This window comes from Puia sp., assembly GCF_035546395.1.
GTDB lineage: Bacteria > Bacteroidota > Bacteroidia > Chitinophagales > Chitinophagaceae > Puia.
Map to the genome: position 1 here is coordinate 99,365 of NZ_DASZXR010000018.1, position 16,274 is coordinate 115,638.

The following is a 16,274-nucleotide window of genomic DNA, read 5'->3' on the forward strand; positions in this document are numbered from 1 at the left end:
AAAAGGCCGGCCGCAAACGATGGCCGCCCCCAACGACGCCCGCCGCTAGAAAGCGCCTTTGATCTTTTCGATCGACACCCCCAGCACCTTGCGGGCAATGGCATCCAACCCCGCTTCCGGCCCCGTAAAATGGTACACGGAATGCCTATGCGTCTGCGACTGCCCCGCTTCCAGGAACGCCGCCGGTGACACACTCTCCAATTCATAAAAAGGCCCCATCTGGCTGCCATCAGCCAGCGGCCCGTCGTTATAGGCATTCACAGCATCACCGCTAAAAGGCGGCTTCGAAGTATTCCACTCCTGGTTAAGGTATCGTGCGCCGGAATCGACGTCAAACGCCGTAATAGTGAGAATATGATGTTGGGCATCATAACTCCCGGCAACCGGCTTCGCCCGCTGCGGATGAATACCCAGCTTCCCCCGGCTCTTCCCATCCGCTTTGAAAAACAGGACGTTATCGGCATATTTGATGCGGTCGGCCGGGATCTCCCCAAAATAGTCCGTGGTGGCAGGTTTGGACGAGTCCCCGCCATAAGGAATAACGATGGTCGTCGCCGGAGAAGGGTTGAACATATCCAGCAGCCAGAGACAGGGCATCCCCGTAGCCTCCGTCCAGGCAGCCTGCCCCCTATTCGTCAGCACATTCACCGTCCGATATCCCACAGCCTTTACCGCCGTGTCAGCCGCCAACCCCAGCACACTATCGATCACTCCCCGATCCAAAATGGAAATGGTTCGCTTGATACCGATCGAAAGAGCCGTCCCCGCATAGTTCGTCAATTCAAAATCCTTCCGAAGCTCCACCTGCCGCCCCTCCGCCGACACCACCGTCCACGGCTCCGTATCAAAGGCCGCCGGCGTCTTCCAGTTGGCAAACTCCATCTTCGACCCCGGCGGAAAGAACAGCGAGAACTTTCCCCCCTCCGGCCCCAGCCAGAGCCGGTTCTCCCCGCCATAAGCATTCATATGCGGGTCGGCGGGTGCCTCAAAGGCCTTGTAATGAATCCACCCGAAGCTGGTCCCCTCATCCCCCGCCGCGCTGGACGTAAATACTTTGCCCTGGTATTTGGGTGACACCGCAACCCGCGCTTCCCCCGCTTGCAGCACGCTGATGCTGTCGTGGCGCTGGAGAAAGGCCAGGTCATAACCAAAACTGCCCGCGGGCAGATCGATGTGTTTGTTGTCGTTACAGGATGTTGCAAGCATGAGGAGGCAAGAGATGGCGGCAAGCGATCGGGTGTTCATGAAATGAAGATAGCAAAAATTGAACTGCCGGTCTTACTCCTGTTATTCGCCAAATAGCCCCCTTTTTAGCGTCATTTTTCTAATATTGTCTTGAAAAAATCTGTTCCAAGCCGATTTTGTTGGCCGCGTCCCTTTTAGGTCGTGATTTTTCCAATTATCATTAAAGCTCCTTAATTCATAGCCCAAATTTGAGCATTTCTCATACAGGGCAGGATAATCTCTTGCATAGTATTCGAATACCTGAAATGTAAACAAAGGTTTCGCAGCATCGGCAGTCCTGTCGGATATTGCACCTGATTCAATTATCTCGAATCGAACTATTTCCAGCACAAGTACCAGATAAAATTCAAATTGATCAATAGTATGTTGGCCAAAGTCGGCAGTATTGTCCTTCAACTTAATAAAAGCAACGGTCTCATCCAGTTCCTTTATTATTGGCAGTTTCATTCAGGTGCTTTTAGGCAATGTTGTTACTACATGTTCCGCGTTCTCGCCATCCTCGGGTATGCTTAGCGGTTTCCGAATTTTATTTAAAGTATCAACTTACTCATACATGCTTGTGGCAATCATAATTTTTGTAAATAATTTCCATGCCTAAAATATTTTTTTATAGTACCTATTGGTGACGAAAATAATGGATTAGTTCCCAATCAGCAAAACTTTTGTGCTTGTATAGCATAAATAAATACCCTAATTTTGCCTACCCCCGATTTCAGGGCATTTAAAGCACTTTTTTTATGACTTTTGGAAAACGCGTCGTCCTGCACCGCAAGCAGTTGAAGCTATCCCAGGATGACCTGGGCAAGAAGGTAGGCACCTCCGCCCCCATCATCGGCCGGTATGAACGCGATGAGATCAAGCCCTCCGTCGAGACGGCTAAAAAGATCGCCGACGAGCTGGGCGTAACCGTTGATTACCTCATCGCCGGATCGTCGAACATGGTACTGGATAAAAAACTACTGAAGCGCATCGAAGATATCGAGGCCCTGCCGGCCGAAGAGAAAGACAAGGTCTATTATTTCATCGATATGGCCATCACCTACAACAAAACCAAAAAGGCATTCGCCAAATAACTTTTTTTATGACTCACCTCAACGAGAACTTCGTCGTCGATGCCAAGGGCAACCGGGTAGGCGTTTTCCTGCCCATCAAAGATTACAATAAGCTGATGGAAGAGCTGGAGGAATTGGACGATATCAAAGCCTATGACAAAGCCATGAGCCGTAAGCTGGAGTTTGTCCCCCTGGAGCAGGCGTTAAAACAGATCGAGACCTCCCGGAAAAAGAAAAAGTAATGTACCAGGTTGTCATAGAGAAGCAAGCCCAAAAACAACTCGCGAGAATTCCACCCCCTGATTTCAACAAGGTCGTTGCTGCCGTAAAAGCCCTGGCCAATGATCCCCGGCCCCATGGCTACAAGAAACTCAAAGGCCGGCCCGGTTATCGCATTCGCGTCGGCGACTACCGAATCATCTACCAGGTCAAGGATAATATCCTCACCGTCTTTGTCCTGGTCATCGGTAATAGAAGAGATGTGTATGAGTAGAATGAAGTGATCTCTCGGGAGTGTAAAATAAACTGTGTCAGTAAGGATTGTTATGCAATAAAAGTAGCTTTTTACCCGGGAACAATTTTAAATAAGTTTGTTCCATCAACTCGCTCCAATTCTGTGCCGATAGGCAAATTCAAATATGGAATTATCGCTGGATCATAGTTTGCAATAGTGTTGACTGCGTATATCGAAGAATTATCTAGATTGTCCAGATATTCCTGAGTCTCAGTTCCTGAGAAAAATTGCCAACCGCTGTCAACATCATTTTTAGGAGTATCGCGATACATCCACTTGACTTTAAGTCCTTCAACTGTAATCGTATCAGGCGCAATGCATCCACCCATTCCGGGAGTGAGTTGAACTAACTCATTAGCCTTAAGTTTGAAATTCTTTTTGCTGCTCATTTTTTGAGACAAATAAAGATGAAAATTGTGTCATTGCAAACGGGATTCCGCCAAAAATATCAGTTGCCAACGAGCTCTATCCCAGTCTCAATCGTAAGCGTTGCCAGGTAGATTGGTTTTAACAAGGCCATGTCGGATCGCTGCACAATACCCGTCGCCACATCCAGCAAAGTCTTCGTCTCGCCGGCCTTCAGATCCTCAAAGGCATGCCCCTTCGCCGTCGCATTGCTTTTTCCGCCCTGGCCTTTACCCCCGTTGAGGTTTTCAAAGCTGGAGACCCGGGAGTGAGTGCCGGCCGGCAGCTGGTAGAGGGGCTGCGCACCGAGGCGAATGCCCGCGAGAAGCAGGGGGATGACAAGCCATTTGTTCATAATGGGATCTTTTGCTATAAAGATACCGATCGCAAAGCGCACCTATCTTGAACAATTCCCTCATCTTGAATTCATCGACATTCTCCATCAGATGGGTAAATCGGGTCACTTTCTTTCCACAGTCCGCGGCAACAATGGATTTGGGGATATGGTTGAAAATCTCATTCAGCGACTTGATAGCTCCATCATTGACCATTGATCGGATGGACCTGTAACGAGGATCACGGTTCATACGCAAAGAAAAGATTTAAATTAACTATATCTACGTCCACATGATCCCATTTTTCCTGCCGGATATTCCTTTTTTTTGGTCCGATTCTACCCTATTTTTCGGCCGCTTAATCCTTTTCCGGCGCGGGTTCTACAAGATTTTAGACGGACAACGAATTTACTAAATCTTTTAGATTATAATTGCTATTATTTTTAGTATTTTTGATGATAAAAATCCCCGGCGCCCGGCCGGGGATCCAACATCCATTGTCGACGCACCTCACTTCTTTAACAACGTACTATCCACATATTTAACGATTAACTGCTTTTTCAGCTCCTCTCGCTTATTCCTCTCGGGATCATCGGTATGCATCGGCTTGAAATCAGCCGGCAGCTTGATCGACGTAAACTTCCCAAAACGGGCCGCTTTGGAGGGAACCTTCAATGGAGCGGCATCGGCATCGACTTTTTTGATGATCCCGTGCGCCACCAATTGCCTTATTTGCCTGGCGATAGTATCCTGTCTGGCCTTTGGCATCGCATTCAATTTCTCATGCACCCGTTCCATCGCCGGCGCTTCGAATTCTGTTTCACCCGCACCAATATTGCCCAATGCCAGCGGTCTCAGTATGGTTCCCTGCCCGAAGCCCGGCAGCCGGTCAAAAGCCAGGTCGCCGACAAACCAACCCTTCTCGGAAGGACTGTTCAAATGAAAGGTCAGCAGGGCTCCGTCGGGCTGATATTCCACCGACCATCCCATGGGATTGTACTTCGCATCCCCGGGTTTATAAACATTGGCGGCCGTCATTTTCCCCGCGCCGGGAATTTTTACTCGCACATAGTCGTAGAACAGGTATTCCTGTCCACTGCTGCAAAAACCTTCGTCACCCCAGTTGCGGACAAAGAAATGGTACACCAGGTTGCTGTTGGTGGCAGGAACCGGGAACGTATTATCCAAAGTAGCAACGGGTTGTTTCAGGAACATGGCATAGACGGGATGCAATTCACAGGGATTGTCGTGCTGCCCGTCGATGTTCAAAAGCCCGATGACAATGGCTGAGTCATTGTCCATATGCGCCTTGGCCGCATCATCGCTTGCGTCTACCGCATGATGATGAAAAAGGTTCCACCAGGTGTTCGTTCCATCCCAATTGTCCACGGTTTCTTCGCTATTGAACTCCCAGTGGATATAGTTCCTGGCCGTGGTATAGATGGCCCGGTCGGCCCGGGTGATCGCCCCGTAGTAGTCATCGTCGTCATAGATGGGATTGCTGTGACCTTCCCATCCCACTTGTCCCTGGTAGGTAACGGGCATGAAATTGTAGTGCGTGCCGCACCAAAAACCTGAATTTCTCCAGAACGGGTAGTCGTCTGTCAGGTTCTTGAAATCGGGGCTCTGACCCGAATTCACCTGCTTTCCCCATTTCGGGTTCAACGGAAATCCATTGTCATCCAGTTCCGTCGCCACCACATCAAAATCTCTGAAGGTCGCCGGAGGAGGCGGCGGCGTCACGTGATGGGTAATGGCGATGGTGACCCAGGCATTGCCGACCCCCTTGCATTGGTTTTCGGTTCCGTCATCATGGCCCCAATACCCGTTATCACTGTACTTGTCATCCGCGTATCCAAGAGTAAGAAACGAACTCTCATTCGGAGGCAGCGTGAAACTGAGTTTTCGGTTGAGGAATTGCTCCATCCTGACGAGTCCGGAGGTGACACTGGGAATTTGCAGCTTTCCAAAGTAGTAATACGCGCTGTTGTCACCGGAAGGGTGGACATATCTTTTCCAGGTCTTACCGGATCCACCCGTCTGCGCACAGCCGCCGGCCGTTATGTAGATCTCATCATCCTTCTGGAACCGTATCTGCGTGAAAGGCTCCGAAGGTCTTTTAACGTTGGGTTCATTGATGGTCCAGGTAATGGTATTGCCGTTGTTGGAGATAACGCTGGTGACTTTTTCCTGTGCGAATACACATGGAGCCGCCAGCAAGGTCGCGATCAAACAGATGGAAGATTTCATGGGAGAAGTTTAGTAATACGTATAGTTGGTTGTCGTCTGGAATCTTTTTCCGGAATCCGATCCGGCCGTAAATAACAGGCTACCCGACTTCACTAATGGAGTTCCATCGCTGTTATAGGTGTAGGTATAGTCCTCCGTATAGGCCAGGTTGTCCGGCCCGGCCGAAAAGATCTCCCGCCCGGGATTGTTCTTCTGTAAGCGGAACCCCTGGAACAGGAAGAGATGGTCCTGGTAGGTGGCATGGATCAGGCTGAAATCGTCGACATTGACCTTGTTGTCGTATGCCTCGAATTGCCGGACGCTGGTATTTTCCGGCGAACCGTCAAAGCCAGGCCGGTGATCGGTAATGGTCTTCACATTCCCATCATCATAATAGGCGAATGTCAGGTTTCGATCGATCAGGAAACCCACATCCCCCACCTTGTGGTCAAAATCGATCTTTTTTACCAGGTCGCCCTCATATAGGAAGATGACATGCCGGTAAACGACATTCGACTGGTTGATAAAGATGATCATAAACACTTTCCCGGCGTCGTCATACAAATAGCGCAGGGTGTCGTGATTGACGATAATATTGTTCCGCATTTCCGCGATATTGTTTCCCTTGTAAAGGACGTCATACGTCGAATACCCCGAGGCAAAATCGACCTTGGTCGCCAGGCTGTCACTATTGTACTCAAAGTGGTAATAGGGGGAAGGCAGGCTGGGGATCACGATATCTTTCAACAGCACTTTCCTCGCCGGTTTGGGAGTGGGGGGTACAGTAGGAGGAGGGGTATGGTCCTTTCTGCACGCCTGAAGTAACATCCCAAGCGCAAGGATCCAAAATACAAATTGGCCACGCCGCATATCCATTTTTTTTGGGTGCGAAACTAAGGCGTTGACGGCTCGGGTTATAGGGGAAACCAAGGAGGGGTGAAGCCCGTCTTAGGAGTGGCGGGTTTCAATCCATCAACGGCTGGCTCATGTCGAGGCTATAAAGCAGTTTCTCCCGGTCTTCCAGCCTCTCGGGGCGTTCGAAATGGAAGCCCAGCTTTACCAGCAGCCGGATAGAGGCTGTGTTTTCAGGGAATACCACCGCATATAACCGGGGATAATGCGACTCGGCACGGAGGTGGTCCAGCAGAACGGACGCCGCCTCGAAGGCATAGCCATTTCGGCCAAATTCCGGCAAGAAGGCAAAACCAAGGTCCGGGAAATCGAGGTAGTCCCGCTGTATCAGGCTGATAACGCCGATGGGCGCTGACTTATCCGGCAGGCAGACCGTCCAATAGTTGACGGCCGGGTTTTCATTTATCTTGTTGATATAGGCGTACGCCTCCGCCTCGTCGCGGACGTTGCGATCCCCGATGAACTCGAGCCAGCCCGGCGTGTTGAGCAGCTGCCGGATGAACGCGGCATCATCCAGGTGTAGTGCCGCAAGGGCCAGGCGCTGGGTCGTGAAATTTGTTGGTATCAGGTTTTTGGTCTTTCCGGAAAGATAAGTAGTATTGGGACAGAAAATTGCTTCCCATCATGAAAAAGAGAAAAACCACGCCGGTGAAAAAGGCCTTGACCCGGGGCGAGTTCATCAAAAAAGTCGCGCTGGCCGGCGCTGGGTTTTATATCGTTCCAAGGTTCGTTCTTGGGGGAAAAGGGTTTGTGGCCCCGAGCGATAAACTGTACATAGCGGCGGTCGGCTGCGGGGGAGAAGCAGAGAACGATATCCATCACTATGCATCGGCCCCGAAAAAGAACGCAGTCGTAGCATTCCTCTGCGATGTGGACGACCGTCAGGCAAAACCCAGGATCAAGGAATTTCCGAAGGCAAAATTCTATCACGACTGGCGGGAACTCTTCGACAAGGAAAACAAGCATTTTGACGCCGTAACGGTGGCGATTCCCGATCATAACCATGCCCTGGTGGGACTGAGCGCCATGCAGCTGAACAAACATCTCTATCTGCAAAAACCGTTGACCCACGATATCTACGAAGCCCGGCTGCTTACGGAAGCCGCAGAGAGATACAAGGTAGTGACCCAAATGGGCGACCAGGGCGCTTCCTGCGACGGGATGCGGACGTTGCGGGAGTGGTTCGAAGCGGGGCTTATCGGTGACATCGAAAAAGTATATTGTTGGACGGACCGCCCCGTCTGGCCCCAGGGCATTTCCTGGCCCGGAGGCAAACCGCCCGTGCCGGCCGGCCTTAAATGGGATCTATGGCTGGGTACGGCCCAATATGTCGACTATATCGACAACCTGGTGCCCTTTAACTGGCGGGGATGGTGGCAGTTTGGCACCGGTGCGCTCGGGGATATGGGTTGCCATATCATGGGGCCGCCCTTCAAATTGCTGGAGTTGGGTTATCCCACCGAAATTTCCGGCAGCGCGAGCACAGTCTACAAGGGCATCTTCAAAGAGGGTGTCTATCCACAGAGCGGCCCCGTCTCCAGCTCGCTCAAATTCCGGTTCACCACGAAGAACGGAAGAGAGGTGGATCTGTTTTGGATGGATGGTGGGATAACGCCCGAGCGCCTGACTGAGGTGGACCCCGGCTCGAATTCCAATGAAGTGCTGGGCGACTGGCCCGGGGAGAACGATTTCGAAGGTTGCACCCTGTTCATCGGGACAAAGGGAAAGGTTTCCTGTGGATGGGGCGGCAGCCACCCGAGATTGCTCCCGCTTTCCCTCAACAAGGACGTCCACATCCCCGAAAAATATCCCCGGGTGGAAGGCGGAATGGATGGACATTGGTGGCAATGGGTGGATGCCTGCATCGCCGGCCATGGGAAGATGGAAGTAGATTCGCCGTTTGTAGGGTATGCGGGCCCATTGACGGAAACCGTGTTACTGGGGAACCTGTTGTTGCGCAGCTTCAATATCAAAGAAAAGATCAAGCGCAATGACCCCGTATATGGGAATATGGAAGGCTATCGATTCAGTGGCCGGTATCTGGCCTTGAAATGGGATGGTGAAAATATGAGGGTGACGAACTATGAGCCGGCGAATCAGTTTATCAAACGAGAATACCGCAAGGGCTGGGGCCCGCTTTCGCTTTAAAAGACCAATATATGCAAGTCGTTGTTTGTAGCACGTACGAAGAAATGTCCCTTCGGGCCACCGAAGACCTGGTCACCGTTATGGGCTCCCGCAAAAGCCCACTCCTCTGCCCTGCATCCGGCGATTCGCCCGCGGGGCTCTACCGCAATCTCGTTGCGCGGGGGGGGCAAAGAGAGGGGGATGTTTCGGGCTGGCGCTTTGTGGGCCTGGACGAGTGGGTGGGTTTGAATGGCGGTGATGAGGGCAGCTGCAGGTATCATTTGGACAGGGAGCTCTTTGGGCCGCTTCATGTGCCGGAAGAGCACCTCTTCTTTTTTGATGGCAGGGAGGAAGACCTGGCCTCGCAATGCCGCCAGGCGGAAGCGTTCATCGCTTTCCATGGCGGTCTCGATGCAACGATACTCGGCCTTGGGCTGAATGGGCACGTCGGGATGAACGAACCGGGCACCTCCGTTACATCCCGTTCGCATGTGACGGTTCTTGATCCCATCACCGCCCAAACCGGGCAAAAATACTTCAGGGAGGCCCAAATCCTAACCAAAGGGATCACCCTGGGCCTCGGCACCATCCTCGATTCGAGGAACATTTTTCTCCTCGTGAGCGGAGCGAAGAAAGCATCCATCGTCAAGACCGTTCTGGAGGGAGAGATTTCGGAACAAGTTCCCGCCACCCTGCTGCTCCGGCATCCTGGGCTTCGCATCTATTTGGACGCTGACGCCGCCGCATTGCTCAGCAGCCGGTAAACCCATTTCCCCAAAAGAATATACCTCCCGCAGTGTAGGTAGCCATAAAAATGGCCGCTGATAGACAATTGTCTACATTATTTTAGTTTATTTATATACTTATATTCGATATAATAGTATATTTGTATTCTAATTTGTGCTAATCCACCCATTTCCCAACATGAATTATACGCTTCTCAAGGAGTTGATCGATATGTGCGAACAGTTTGAATCGGCCAGTCAAAACAACAAATACCCGAATGATATCCATGGCTTCCGGCAGTGGGTTTGCGGAAAATCGGGGGCGGAAGAGCCCCGGCCGGAACCGGGCTGGGACGGGAAGGAAAAGGGACGGACGCCGGAAAGCGTCATCAGCACGATGATCGTCCATATGAACCGCTACGCGAAAACCTACTCCAAATCCGCCATCCACGGCACCGACTTCTCCACGCAGGAAGAATTCATCTACCTGATCACGCTGACCGCCTATGGTGAAATGACAAAAACCGAGCTGATCCGGAGAAATATCCAGGACAAGCCATCGGGAATGTTGATCATCAACCGGCTGCTCCAGCAAGGATGGGTGGTACAGGTAGATTCGGCGGTGGACAAAAGAAGCAAAGTGCTCCGGCTGACCGCGAAAGGAAAAGCTGCGCTGGGCCAGATCAAAAAAAGGATCGACACCGCCACCCAACTGGTAGCCGGCGATCTGACCCGGCCGGAGAAGCTCGAATTGATCCGGCTGCTGCAAAAACTGGAACAGTTCCACGAACCCATCTTTCTAAAGAATATAGACCGGGCCGAACTGCTGGATACAGTGAGGACCGCAATTCCATCCAAAACAATTTAGCTTTTATCATGCGTAGAAAAGTGGCGATCATCGGGGCAGGCATCTCGGGTCTTTCTGCGGCGGCTTACACGGCCAAAGCGGGAAACGAAGTGCATGTTTATGAAAAGAACAGCACTCCCGGCGGCCGCGCGAGACAGCTGAAGACGGCGAACGGGTACATTTTTGACATGGGACCCAGCTGGTATTGGATGCCGGACGTCATCGACCGTTTCTTCAAGGATTTTGGCTACCGGACCAGCGATTTTTATGAATTGATCCCGCTCGACCCGCAATTTGAGATCATCGGCAAGGAAGGGAACCTTTCCATCCCGGCTTCCTACGAGGAGTTGCGCGGGCTTTTCGATCGGGTCGAGCCCGGTTCCGGCAAAAGGCTCGACAAATTCATGGAATCCGCGCGATTCAAGTATGAGGTGGGGATGGGGCAATTCGTCCATAAGCCCTGTCACAGTTGGTGGGAGTTTGTCACGCCGAAGATAGCCTCCAGCGCCATCCGTTTGGATCTGCTGTCCAATTTCAGAACCTACGTCAAAAAACACTTCGGGCACCCTTCGCTGCGGACCCTGATGGAATTTCCGGTGATCTTTCTCGGCGCCTCTCCCGAGCAGGTCCCCGCCTTGTACAGTTTGATGAATTATGGAGGGTATGTATTGGGCACGCATTACCCGATGGGCGGCTTCTACCGTTTGGTCCAGGCGATGTGGCGGATCGCGGAAGAACTCGGAGTGCAGTTTCACTTCGATCAGCCGGTTGAACGCATCATCGCCTCCGGCTCCCGGATATCGGCCATCCAGGTGAATGGAGATCCCATCGCCGTCGACGCCGTCATCGCCTCTTCGGACTATCATCACACCGAATCGTTGTTGGATCCTTCGAAGCGAAATTATTCCGAAGACTATTGGCGGAGCCGGACATTTGCTCCCTCCTGCCTCATTTACTACCTCGGATTCACCGAAAAGATACCCCGCCTGCAACACCATTCGTTATTTTTCGAGCACGACCTGGACGACCACATCGACGCAATCTATAAAAGAAAGCGCTGGCCGGAAAAACCATTGTTTTATGCCTGCTGCCCGTCTAAGACGGACCCTGGCGTTGCCCCCGATGGTCATGAGAACCTCTTCTTGCTCATGCCCCTGGCAACCGGTATCGAAGACGACAAGCGTACCAGAGGAGAATATCTGGTGGCCATGATCGACCGGCTGGAAAAACATACCGGGGTCTCCGATCTCCGATCCAGGCTGGACTATTTGCAAAGCTATTGTGTCAGCGACTTTGTCAGAGACTATAATGCTTACGAAGGCAACGCCTATGGGCTTGCCAACACGCTCTCACAGACCGCTGTCGGGAAACCTTCCGTCCGGAACCGTCAGCTGGCCAATCTATTCTATACCGGACAACTAACGGTCCCCGGTCCGGGGGTGCCGCCATCGATCATCTCCGGAAAGATAGCAGCCGGGGAGTTGGATAAACTTATAAAGGAGGCTTATGAAACAGCTGTTTGACGAACTGTCCTACCAATTAAGCAAGATCACGACCCAAAAATACAGCACGAGTTTTTCCTTGGGGATCATGGCTCTTCATCCGTCGATTCGCCCGGCGATCTATGCCATTTACGGCTATGTCCGGTTGGCGGATGAAATTGTCGACAGTTTCCATGGATATGACAAGGCGGTGTTGTTGCAGCGCTTCCGTCAGCAAACCTGGGAGGCGCTGGACGAAAAGATCTCCGTCAACCCTATCCTGAACGCGTTTCAGGAGACGGTGAACGAATACCGGATCGACCGCGGCCTTATCGACCAGTTTTTGCAGAGCATGGAGATGGATCTGTCGCCCCTAACCTACGACCCGGAGTTGTACTCCCGCTATATCCTGGGATCTGCGGAAGTGGTTGGGCTGATGTGCCTGAAGGTATTTGTGAAAGGGGATGCCGACGCGTATGAAGCGCTGAAACCCTTTGCCATGAAGCTGGGCTCGGCCTTCCAGAAGGTGAATTTCCTCCGGGACCTGAAAGACGACTATCAACAGCTCGGACGCACCTATTTTCCACATATTGAAATGGGGAGGTTTGACGATACCGTCAAACGCCAGATCGAACAGGAGATCGAAAAGGAGTTCCAGGAAGCCCTCAAAGGCATCCAGCGGCTTTCCGGAACGGCCCGGTTCGGCGTCTTTCTCGCTTACAGGTATTATTTGTCGCTTTTTCGAAAGATCAAACGGACGCCGGCGGCCAGGATCCTGCATCACCGCGTCCGCATTCCCAATGGCCGGAAGCTTTCCCTGATGATGACCAGTTATGTACAATATAAAATGTCCATCACCGGCGGATGGTGAACTACCCAAGCCCGGAAGATCGATCCAATGATTCTAAACGTCAAAAGATGAGACACACGCTACAGCGAACCCAGCAACTCTCCTGCACTGCGGAAACGGCCTGGCGTTTCTTCTCCTCGCCGGTGAATTTGGCGCAGATCACACCCCCGGAGTTGAATTTCGTCGTATTAACCCAGCTAAAGAGTCACGACATTTACGAAGGGATGATCCTGGACTACAAAGTCAGTCCCCTGCTGGGGATCCCCCTGCGCTGGCAGACCGTGATAAAGCAGGTCGACCCGGGCAAGAGCTTTACCGATTTTCAGGGCAAGGGGCCTTACAAGTATTGGAATCACCACCATGAATTCATTCCCAACGACAATGGGATTCTGATGAAAGACACGGTCGAATACGAGCTGCCGCTGGGTTTTTTAGGGGAGATCCTGCACCGGCTGGTGGTGCGGAAGAGATTGGAAGCCATTTTTGACTACCGTTACAGGATCCTCGAGAAATTGTTTGGCGCAAAAAAATGAACCCAATGAATGTATTGATTTTGCTGGCGACTTTCTTTTCGATGGAGGGGCTTACCTGGCTGATCCATCGATACGTGATGCACGGCTTCCTCTGGGTGCTGCACAAGGATCATCATGACCATCGCCATGACGGGCCTTTGGAAAAGAATGATTATTTCTTCCTGATCTTTGCCCTGCCCGCGATCGTGTTGATGTATGCCGGGAGCAGGGCGCATTTCAACTACCTGTTCTTCATCGGCGCGGGGGTCAGTCTTTATGGAATGGCCTACTTCTTTGTCCACGACATTTTTATTCACCAGCGGATCAGGTTTCTTTCCAGAACGCAGAATCCCTATTTACTGGCCATCCGCAGGGCGCATAAACAACATCACAAACATACGGGCAGGGAGGATGGAGAATGCTACGGGTTCTTGTGGGTGCCGGTAAAGTACTTCCGGATGTACTTCCAAAAAAAAGCAGCATAATGGCCTATACCTACCTCTGTATCGATCTTTTGGCCGTAATCGTTTGTTTCCTGTTCTCATTCGACAGGAGGATCCGTTTCTATCCCTATTTCGGGATCGTTCTGAAAAGTATGCTCCTGGTCGCTCTTCCCTTCATCGCCTGGGACGCCTGGTTCACTGCGAGGGGAGTCTGGTGGTTCCGGGAGCAATATACACTGGGGATGTCGATGCTCGGACTGCCGGTGGAAGAATGGCTCTTTTTCATCTGTATACCCTTCTCCTGCCTCTTTACTTTCTTCTGTTTGGACAGGTTTGTCAACCTGGATTGGACGGCCAAATACCAGCCGGCGGTCGTGTGGATCTTATTGGGTCTTCTTACCGTCACGATCGCCTTGCACTTAGAAAGACTCTACCCGTTGGTAACCGGATTGTTTACCGTTGCCGTGCTCGTCTTCCTTCATTTCATCGCGAAAGTCACCTGGCTGGCGAAGGCAACGCTGACCTATATCCTCCTTATGCCGGGCTTTTTCCTGGTGAACGGCGTCCTGACCGGCACCGGGTTGCGCGCCCCTATCGTCAATTATAATCCCGCTGAGATAATGAATGTGCGGATATTGACCATTCCGGTCGAGGATATGGTGTATGGATATGCGCTGATCCTGCTCAATCTTTATTTTTTCCTCCTCTTCCGGAAAAGGAGGGAGCGCAGCTTTGTAATCAACTATTAATTCACAAAACCTTTGCTGCCATGGAAAGAAATCATGTGGTACTGGTCGATCCCGATGACAACCCGGTTGGAACGATGGATAAAATGGAGGCGCATGAAAAAGGAGTCCTGCACCGGGCATTCTCCGTCTTCATCTTTGACAAGGAGGGCAGAATGCTCCTGCAGCGCCGGGCCTTTTCCAAATACCATGGAGGCGGTCTATGGACGAATGCCTGTTGCTCGCATCCGCAGTGGGGCGAGGACATCAGAAGCGGCGCCATGGAAAGGCTGCAATATGAAATGGGCCTTCGATGCGATCTTACCCCTGTTTTCCATTTCGTTTACAAGACGCCGGTGGAGAACAATTTGATCGAACACGAGCTGGATCATGTGCTGATGGGTATCGCGGACGGCGAGCCCCATCCCAACCCGCAAGAAGTCGCGGGTACCCGGTGGGCATGGCCGGCGGAGTTGCAACAGGAGATCGAAATCGATCCGGGCCGGTTTACGTATTGGTTTCGGATGTCGATCAATAAAGTCCTGCTTTCCCCCTGGATGCCCGGCGCCAGCTCGCCTGCCGGTACTTCGTGAGGCTGAGGCCGCGGCGGCGGGACATTGATTGGTTTGGCGGAAAGGGAGGGATTCGAACCTGCCCTTCCAAATCCTTGTCTGTGGCGAGTTCCAGGAGATTAACCATTTCCGGGTCCCCATGATGGAGAATAACTTGTCTTTTTCCTGGTTATTTTTCAACAATAATAAGGTTTGCCGCTCTATTTCTTCATTCTTGGCTTCCAGTATCGAGTTGTTCTTTTGTTTGATTGCCCTGCTTCTGATCGGTAACAGAACCAGCAGACTCAGGAGCAGGATCAACAGCAAAGCAATGAAAATCTGCAGTTCCTTTTTCTGGACAATGCTTTTATTCAGGGCGCCCTTTTTTTCCTGGGCGGCTTCTAAAAGCGCTTCCTTTTTCTCGAATTCATAGCGCGTCTCCTTTTATTATATTCCGGGCGTCCTCACTTCTTCCTATTTCCTGATAGGCATTATTCCCTATATTGTACATGGCTTTCGCCATTTGCAGCGAATCGTTTGCCTTCTCTGCCACGCGAAGAGCATCCTGATAATGCAGTAACATTTTTGAATAGTCACCCAGTTCATAATAGGCATTTCCTTTCTGCCTTAGACTTATGGACTGGCCCCTCGCATACCCGATTGGGTTGCAATTGCCAGGGCTTTGTCGCTGCAGAAAATCAGGCTGTCGACGCTTATCCTGAAATAGGCAAAGGCCAGGCTGTCAAGTAAATCGACATAGGCATTATCTTTTTTCAAAGCCTCGCAAATATTTTGACTTACAAGATTCATAGACAAAAATTACAACATCGTTGCAAAAAACGGATTTTTCTATACATTTGCTTAGTGAGTAGAAACCAAACAATACAACCAAAGCAAATAGCGACTGCTATTTTAATGGCTGTATTTGTGTTTATTCACGTCGTAAAAGTCTTTCACCACCATGAAGGAAATTTTGGCAAAGCCCAGTCCTCGCAAACCGGTAAATGGGTGAGTAAAGTGTCTGACTGTTTGATTTGCGATTATCATTTTGTAAAAGACGCTAGCAATTCTATTCCAGAATTTTCAGCCCCTCCCGCTGCCCACTTTCAACCTACTTATACCGATTATCTTTCACAACGCTTAACTTCTATCGGTCTCGCCTCGTCGGACCGAGGGCCTCCATCATTGATTTAACACTGAATACGCTTATTTGAGATCGGGGCATATTATGTCTTGTCCTTTCTGTTTACCTGGCAATCGCATTGAATTGTAATGTATGCGGAGGCATCAACGATGCTTACCGGCAATATTTCAATCCGGC

At 51.2% G+C, this 16,274-nt stretch carries 21 protein-coding genes; 12 read left to right on the plus strand and 9 right to left on the minus strand.

The window, feature by feature from the left end; translation table 11 throughout:
• Positions 1-45: 45 nt before the first annotated feature.
• Both VHE34_RS25905 and VHE34_RS25910 read right to left on the minus strand, forming a co-directional pair.
• On the minus strand, positions 46-1,245 hold the full coding sequence (locus VHE34_RS25905; protein ID WP_325593401.1) for a DUF6786 family protein: 1,200 nt from the start codon (positions 1,243-1,245) through the stop codon (positions 46-48).
• A 42-nt stretch (positions 1,246-1,287) separates the two neighbouring features.
• Complete coding sequence (locus VHE34_RS25910; RefSeq protein ID WP_325593403.1) at positions 1,288-1,692, minus strand: hypothetical protein; 405 nt, start codon at positions 1,690-1,692, stop codon at positions 1,288-1,290.
• Positions 1,693-1,982: 290 nt separating this feature from the next.
• Between VHE34_RS25910 and VHE34_RS25915 the strand changes: the two genes are divergently transcribed.
• From VHE34_RS25915 to VHE34_RS25925, 3 genes are read left to right on the plus strand one after another with little or no spacing between them, the layout of a single operon-like run.
• Positions 1,983-2,318 (plus strand): helix-turn-helix transcriptional regulator, encoded by a 336-nt coding sequence (locus VHE34_RS25915; RefSeq protein WP_325593405.1) that lies wholly within the window; start codon positions 1,983-1,985, stop codon positions 2,316-2,318.
• An 8-nt stretch (positions 2,319-2,326) separates the two neighbouring features.
• Complete coding sequence (locus tag VHE34_RS25920) at positions 2,327-2,539, plus strand: hypothetical protein (RefSeq protein WP_325593407.1); 213 nt, start codon at positions 2,327-2,329, stop codon at positions 2,537-2,539.
• Positions 2,539-2,790 carry a type II toxin-antitoxin system RelE/ParE family toxin gene (locus tag VHE34_RS25925; RefSeq protein WP_325593410.1) on the plus strand — a complete coding sequence of 84 codons (252 nt, stop codon included), beginning with the start codon at positions 2,539-2,541 and terminating at the stop codon, positions 2,788-2,790. The genes VHE34_RS25920 and VHE34_RS25925 overlap by 1 nt, the downstream gene beginning before the upstream one ends.
• A 71-nt stretch (positions 2,791-2,861) precedes the next feature.
• Here the strand turns inward: VHE34_RS25925 and VHE34_RS25930 are convergent, their stop codons facing one another.
• The 5 genes from VHE34_RS25930 to VHE34_RS25950 all read right to left on the minus strand — a co-directional run bounded on the left by VHE34_RS25930 (position 2,862) and on the right by VHE34_RS25950 (position 7,305).
• Positions 2,862-3,200 carry a DUF2185 domain-containing protein gene (locus VHE34_RS25930; RefSeq protein ID WP_325593412.1) on the minus strand — a complete coding sequence of 113 codons (339 nt, stop codon included), beginning with the start codon at positions 3,198-3,200 and terminating at the stop codon, positions 2,862-2,864.
• Positions 3,201-3,259: 59 nt separating this feature from the next.
• The gene (locus tag VHE34_RS25935) at positions 3,260-3,571 is read right to left on the minus strand and encodes a hypothetical protein (protein ID WP_325593414.1); all 312 of its coding nucleotides are present in this window, start codon (positions 3,569-3,571) and stop codon (positions 3,260-3,262) included.
• Positions 3,572-4,061: 490 nt separating this feature from the next.
• Positions 4,062-5,801, minus strand: coding sequence for a hypothetical protein (locus VHE34_RS25940; protein ID WP_325593416.1), 1,740 nt, complete (start codon positions 5,799-5,801; stop codon positions 4,062-4,064).
• A gap of 9 nt (positions 5,802-5,810) precedes the next feature.
• A complete protein-coding gene (locus VHE34_RS25945; RefSeq protein WP_325593418.1) occupies positions 5,811-6,650 on the minus strand; it encodes a hypothetical protein in 840 nt (279 codons plus the stop codon).
• 94 nt (positions 6,651-6,744) lie between these two features.
• On the minus strand, positions 6,745-7,305 hold the full coding sequence (locus VHE34_RS25950) for a GNAT family N-acetyltransferase (protein ID WP_325593516.1): 561 nt from the start codon (positions 7,303-7,305) through the stop codon (positions 6,745-6,747).
• 11 nt (positions 7,306-7,316) lie between these two features.
• Here VHE34_RS25950 and VHE34_RS25955 point away from each other — a divergent pair, with 11 nt between their 5' ends.
• The 9 genes from VHE34_RS25955 (at position 7,317) to idi (ending at position 14,995) form a co-directional block, all read left to right on the plus strand.
• Positions 7,317-8,840 carry a Gfo/Idh/MocA family oxidoreductase gene (locus VHE34_RS25955; RefSeq protein WP_325593420.1) on the plus strand — a complete coding sequence of 508 codons (1,524 nt, stop codon included), beginning with the start codon at positions 7,317-7,319 and terminating at the stop codon, positions 8,838-8,840.
• Between the two features lie 11 nt (positions 8,841-8,851).
• Positions 8,852-9,583: a glucosamine-6-phosphate deaminase gene (locus VHE34_RS25960; RefSeq protein ID WP_325593423.1), complete on the plus strand. Its 732-nt coding sequence runs from the start codon at positions 8,852-8,854 to the stop codon at positions 9,581-9,583.
• 160 nt (positions 9,584-9,743) lie between these two features.
• Positions 9,744-10,412 carry a MarR family winged helix-turn-helix transcriptional regulator gene (locus VHE34_RS25965; protein WP_325593425.1) on the plus strand — a complete coding sequence of 223 codons (669 nt, stop codon included), beginning with the start codon at positions 9,744-9,746 and terminating at the stop codon, positions 10,410-10,412.
• An 8-nt stretch (positions 10,413-10,420) separates the two neighbouring features.
• A complete protein-coding gene (locus VHE34_RS25970) occupies positions 10,421-11,914 on the plus strand; it encodes a phytoene desaturase family protein (RefSeq protein WP_325593427.1) in 1,494 nt (497 codons plus the stop codon).
• Positions 11,898-12,743: a phytoene/squalene synthase family protein gene (locus VHE34_RS25975; RefSeq protein WP_325593429.1), complete on the plus strand. Its 846-nt coding sequence runs from the start codon at positions 11,898-11,900 to the stop codon at positions 12,741-12,743. The genes VHE34_RS25970 and VHE34_RS25975 overlap by 17 nt, the downstream gene beginning before the upstream one ends.
• 47 nt (positions 12,744-12,790) lie before the next feature.
• Positions 12,791-13,255 (plus strand): SRPBCC family protein, encoded by a 465-nt coding sequence (locus VHE34_RS25980; RefSeq protein ID WP_325593431.1) that lies wholly within the window; start codon positions 12,791-12,793, stop codon positions 13,253-13,255.
• A 5-nt stretch (positions 13,256-13,260) separates the two neighbouring features.
• Positions 13,261-13,719, plus strand: a complete 459-nt coding sequence (locus VHE34_RS25985) for a beta-carotene hydroxylase (RefSeq protein ID WP_325593433.1) — start codon at positions 13,261-13,263, stop codon at positions 13,717-13,719.
• Positions 13,719-14,426, plus strand: a complete 708-nt coding sequence (locus VHE34_RS25990; RefSeq protein WP_325593435.1) for a lycopene cyclase domain-containing protein — start codon at positions 13,719-13,721, stop codon at positions 14,424-14,426. The genes VHE34_RS25985 and VHE34_RS25990 overlap by 1 nt, the downstream gene beginning before the upstream one ends.
• Positions 14,427-14,446: 20 nt before the next feature.
• On the plus strand, positions 14,447-14,995 hold the full coding sequence (idi, locus tag VHE34_RS25995; protein WP_325593437.1) for an isopentenyl-diphosphate Delta-isomerase: 549 nt from the start codon (positions 14,447-14,449) through the stop codon (positions 14,993-14,995).
• Positions 14,996-15,380: 385 nt separating this feature from the next.
• On the opposite strand, the gene VHE34_RS31240 is transcribed toward idi, so the two are convergent.
• Entirely contained in the window at positions 15,381-15,647 is a 267-nt protein-coding gene (locus tag VHE34_RS31240; protein ID WP_414709928.1) for a tetratricopeptide repeat protein, read from the minus strand.
• Entirely contained in the window at positions 15,587-15,763 is a 177-nt protein-coding gene (locus VHE34_RS26000) for a hypothetical protein (RefSeq protein ID WP_325593439.1), read from the minus strand. Before VHE34_RS26000 ends, VHE34_RS31240 begins: the two co-directional genes overlap by 61 nt.
• Between the last annotated feature and the right edge of the window lie 511 nt (positions 15,764-16,274).

Excerpts from the sequence above, each read along its gene's own strand:
- VHE34_RS25970 (WP_325593427.1), top strand. The coding sequence starts at position 10,421 with ATGCGTAGAAAAGTGGCGATCATCGGGGCAGGCATCTCGGGTCTTTCT.
- VHE34_RS25905 (WP_325593401.1), bottom strand. The coding sequence starts at position 1,245 with ATGAACACCCGATCGCTTGCCGCCATCTCTTGCCTCCTCATGCTTGCA.
- VHE34_RS25925 (WP_325593410.1), top strand. The coding sequence starts at position 2,539 with ATGTACCAGGTTGTCATAGAGAAGCAAGCCCAAAAACAACTCGCGAGA.
- VHE34_RS25980 (WP_325593431.1), top strand. The coding sequence starts at position 12,791 with ATGAGACACACGCTACAGCGAACCCAGCAACTCTCCTGCACTGCGGAA.
- VHE34_RS25990 (WP_325593435.1), top strand. The coding sequence starts at position 13,719 with ATGGCCTATACCTACCTCTGTATCGATCTTTTGGCCGTAATCGTTTGT.
- idi (WP_325593437.1), top strand. The coding sequence starts at position 14,447 with ATGGAAAGAAATCATGTGGTACTGGTCGATCCCGATGACAACCCGGTT.
- VHE34_RS25960 (WP_325593423.1), top strand. The coding sequence starts at position 8,852 with ATGCAAGTCGTTGTTTGTAGCACGTACGAAGAAATGTCCCTTCGGGCC.
- VHE34_RS25965 (WP_325593425.1), top strand. The coding sequence starts at position 9,744 with ATGAATTATACGCTTCTCAAGGAGTTGATCGATATGTGCGAACAGTTT.
- VHE34_RS25940 (WP_325593416.1), bottom strand. The coding sequence starts at position 5,801 with ATGAAATCTTCCATCTGTTTGATCGCGACCTTGCTGGCGGCTCCATGT.
- VHE34_RS25930 (WP_325593412.1), bottom strand. The coding sequence starts at position 3,200 with ATGAGCAGCAAAAAGAATTTCAAACTTAAGGCTAATGAGTTAGTTCAA.
- VHE34_RS25910 (WP_325593403.1), bottom strand. The coding sequence starts at position 1,692 with ATGAAACTGCCAATAATAAAGGAACTGGATGAGACCGTTGCTTTTATT.
- VHE34_RS25915 (WP_325593405.1), top strand. The coding sequence starts at position 1,983 with ATGACTTTTGGAAAACGCGTCGTCCTGCACCGCAAGCAGTTGAAGCTA.
- VHE34_RS25920 (WP_325593407.1), top strand. The coding sequence starts at position 2,327 with ATGACTCACCTCAACGAGAACTTCGTCGTCGATGCCAAGGGCAACCGG.
- VHE34_RS25975 (WP_325593429.1), top strand. The coding sequence starts at position 11,898 with ATGAAACAGCTGTTTGACGAACTGTCCTACCAATTAAGCAAGATCACG.
- VHE34_RS25955 (WP_325593420.1), top strand. The coding sequence starts at position 7,317 with ATGAAAAAGAGAAAAACCACGCCGGTGAAAAAGGCCTTGACCCGGGGC.
- VHE34_RS25945 (WP_325593418.1), bottom strand. The coding sequence starts at position 6,650 with ATGCGGCGTGGCCAATTTGTATTTTGGATCCTTGCGCTTGGGATGTTA.
- VHE34_RS25985 (WP_325593433.1), top strand. The coding sequence starts at position 13,261 with ATGAATGTATTGATTTTGCTGGCGACTTTCTTTTCGATGGAGGGGCTT.
- VHE34_RS25935 (WP_325593414.1), bottom strand. The coding sequence starts at position 3,571 with ATGAACAAATGGCTTGTCATCCCCCTGCTTCTCGCGGGCATTCGCCTC.
- VHE34_RS26000 (WP_325593439.1), bottom strand. The coding sequence starts at position 15,763 with ATGAATCTTGTAAGTCAAAATATTTGCGAGGCTTTGAAAAAAGATAAT.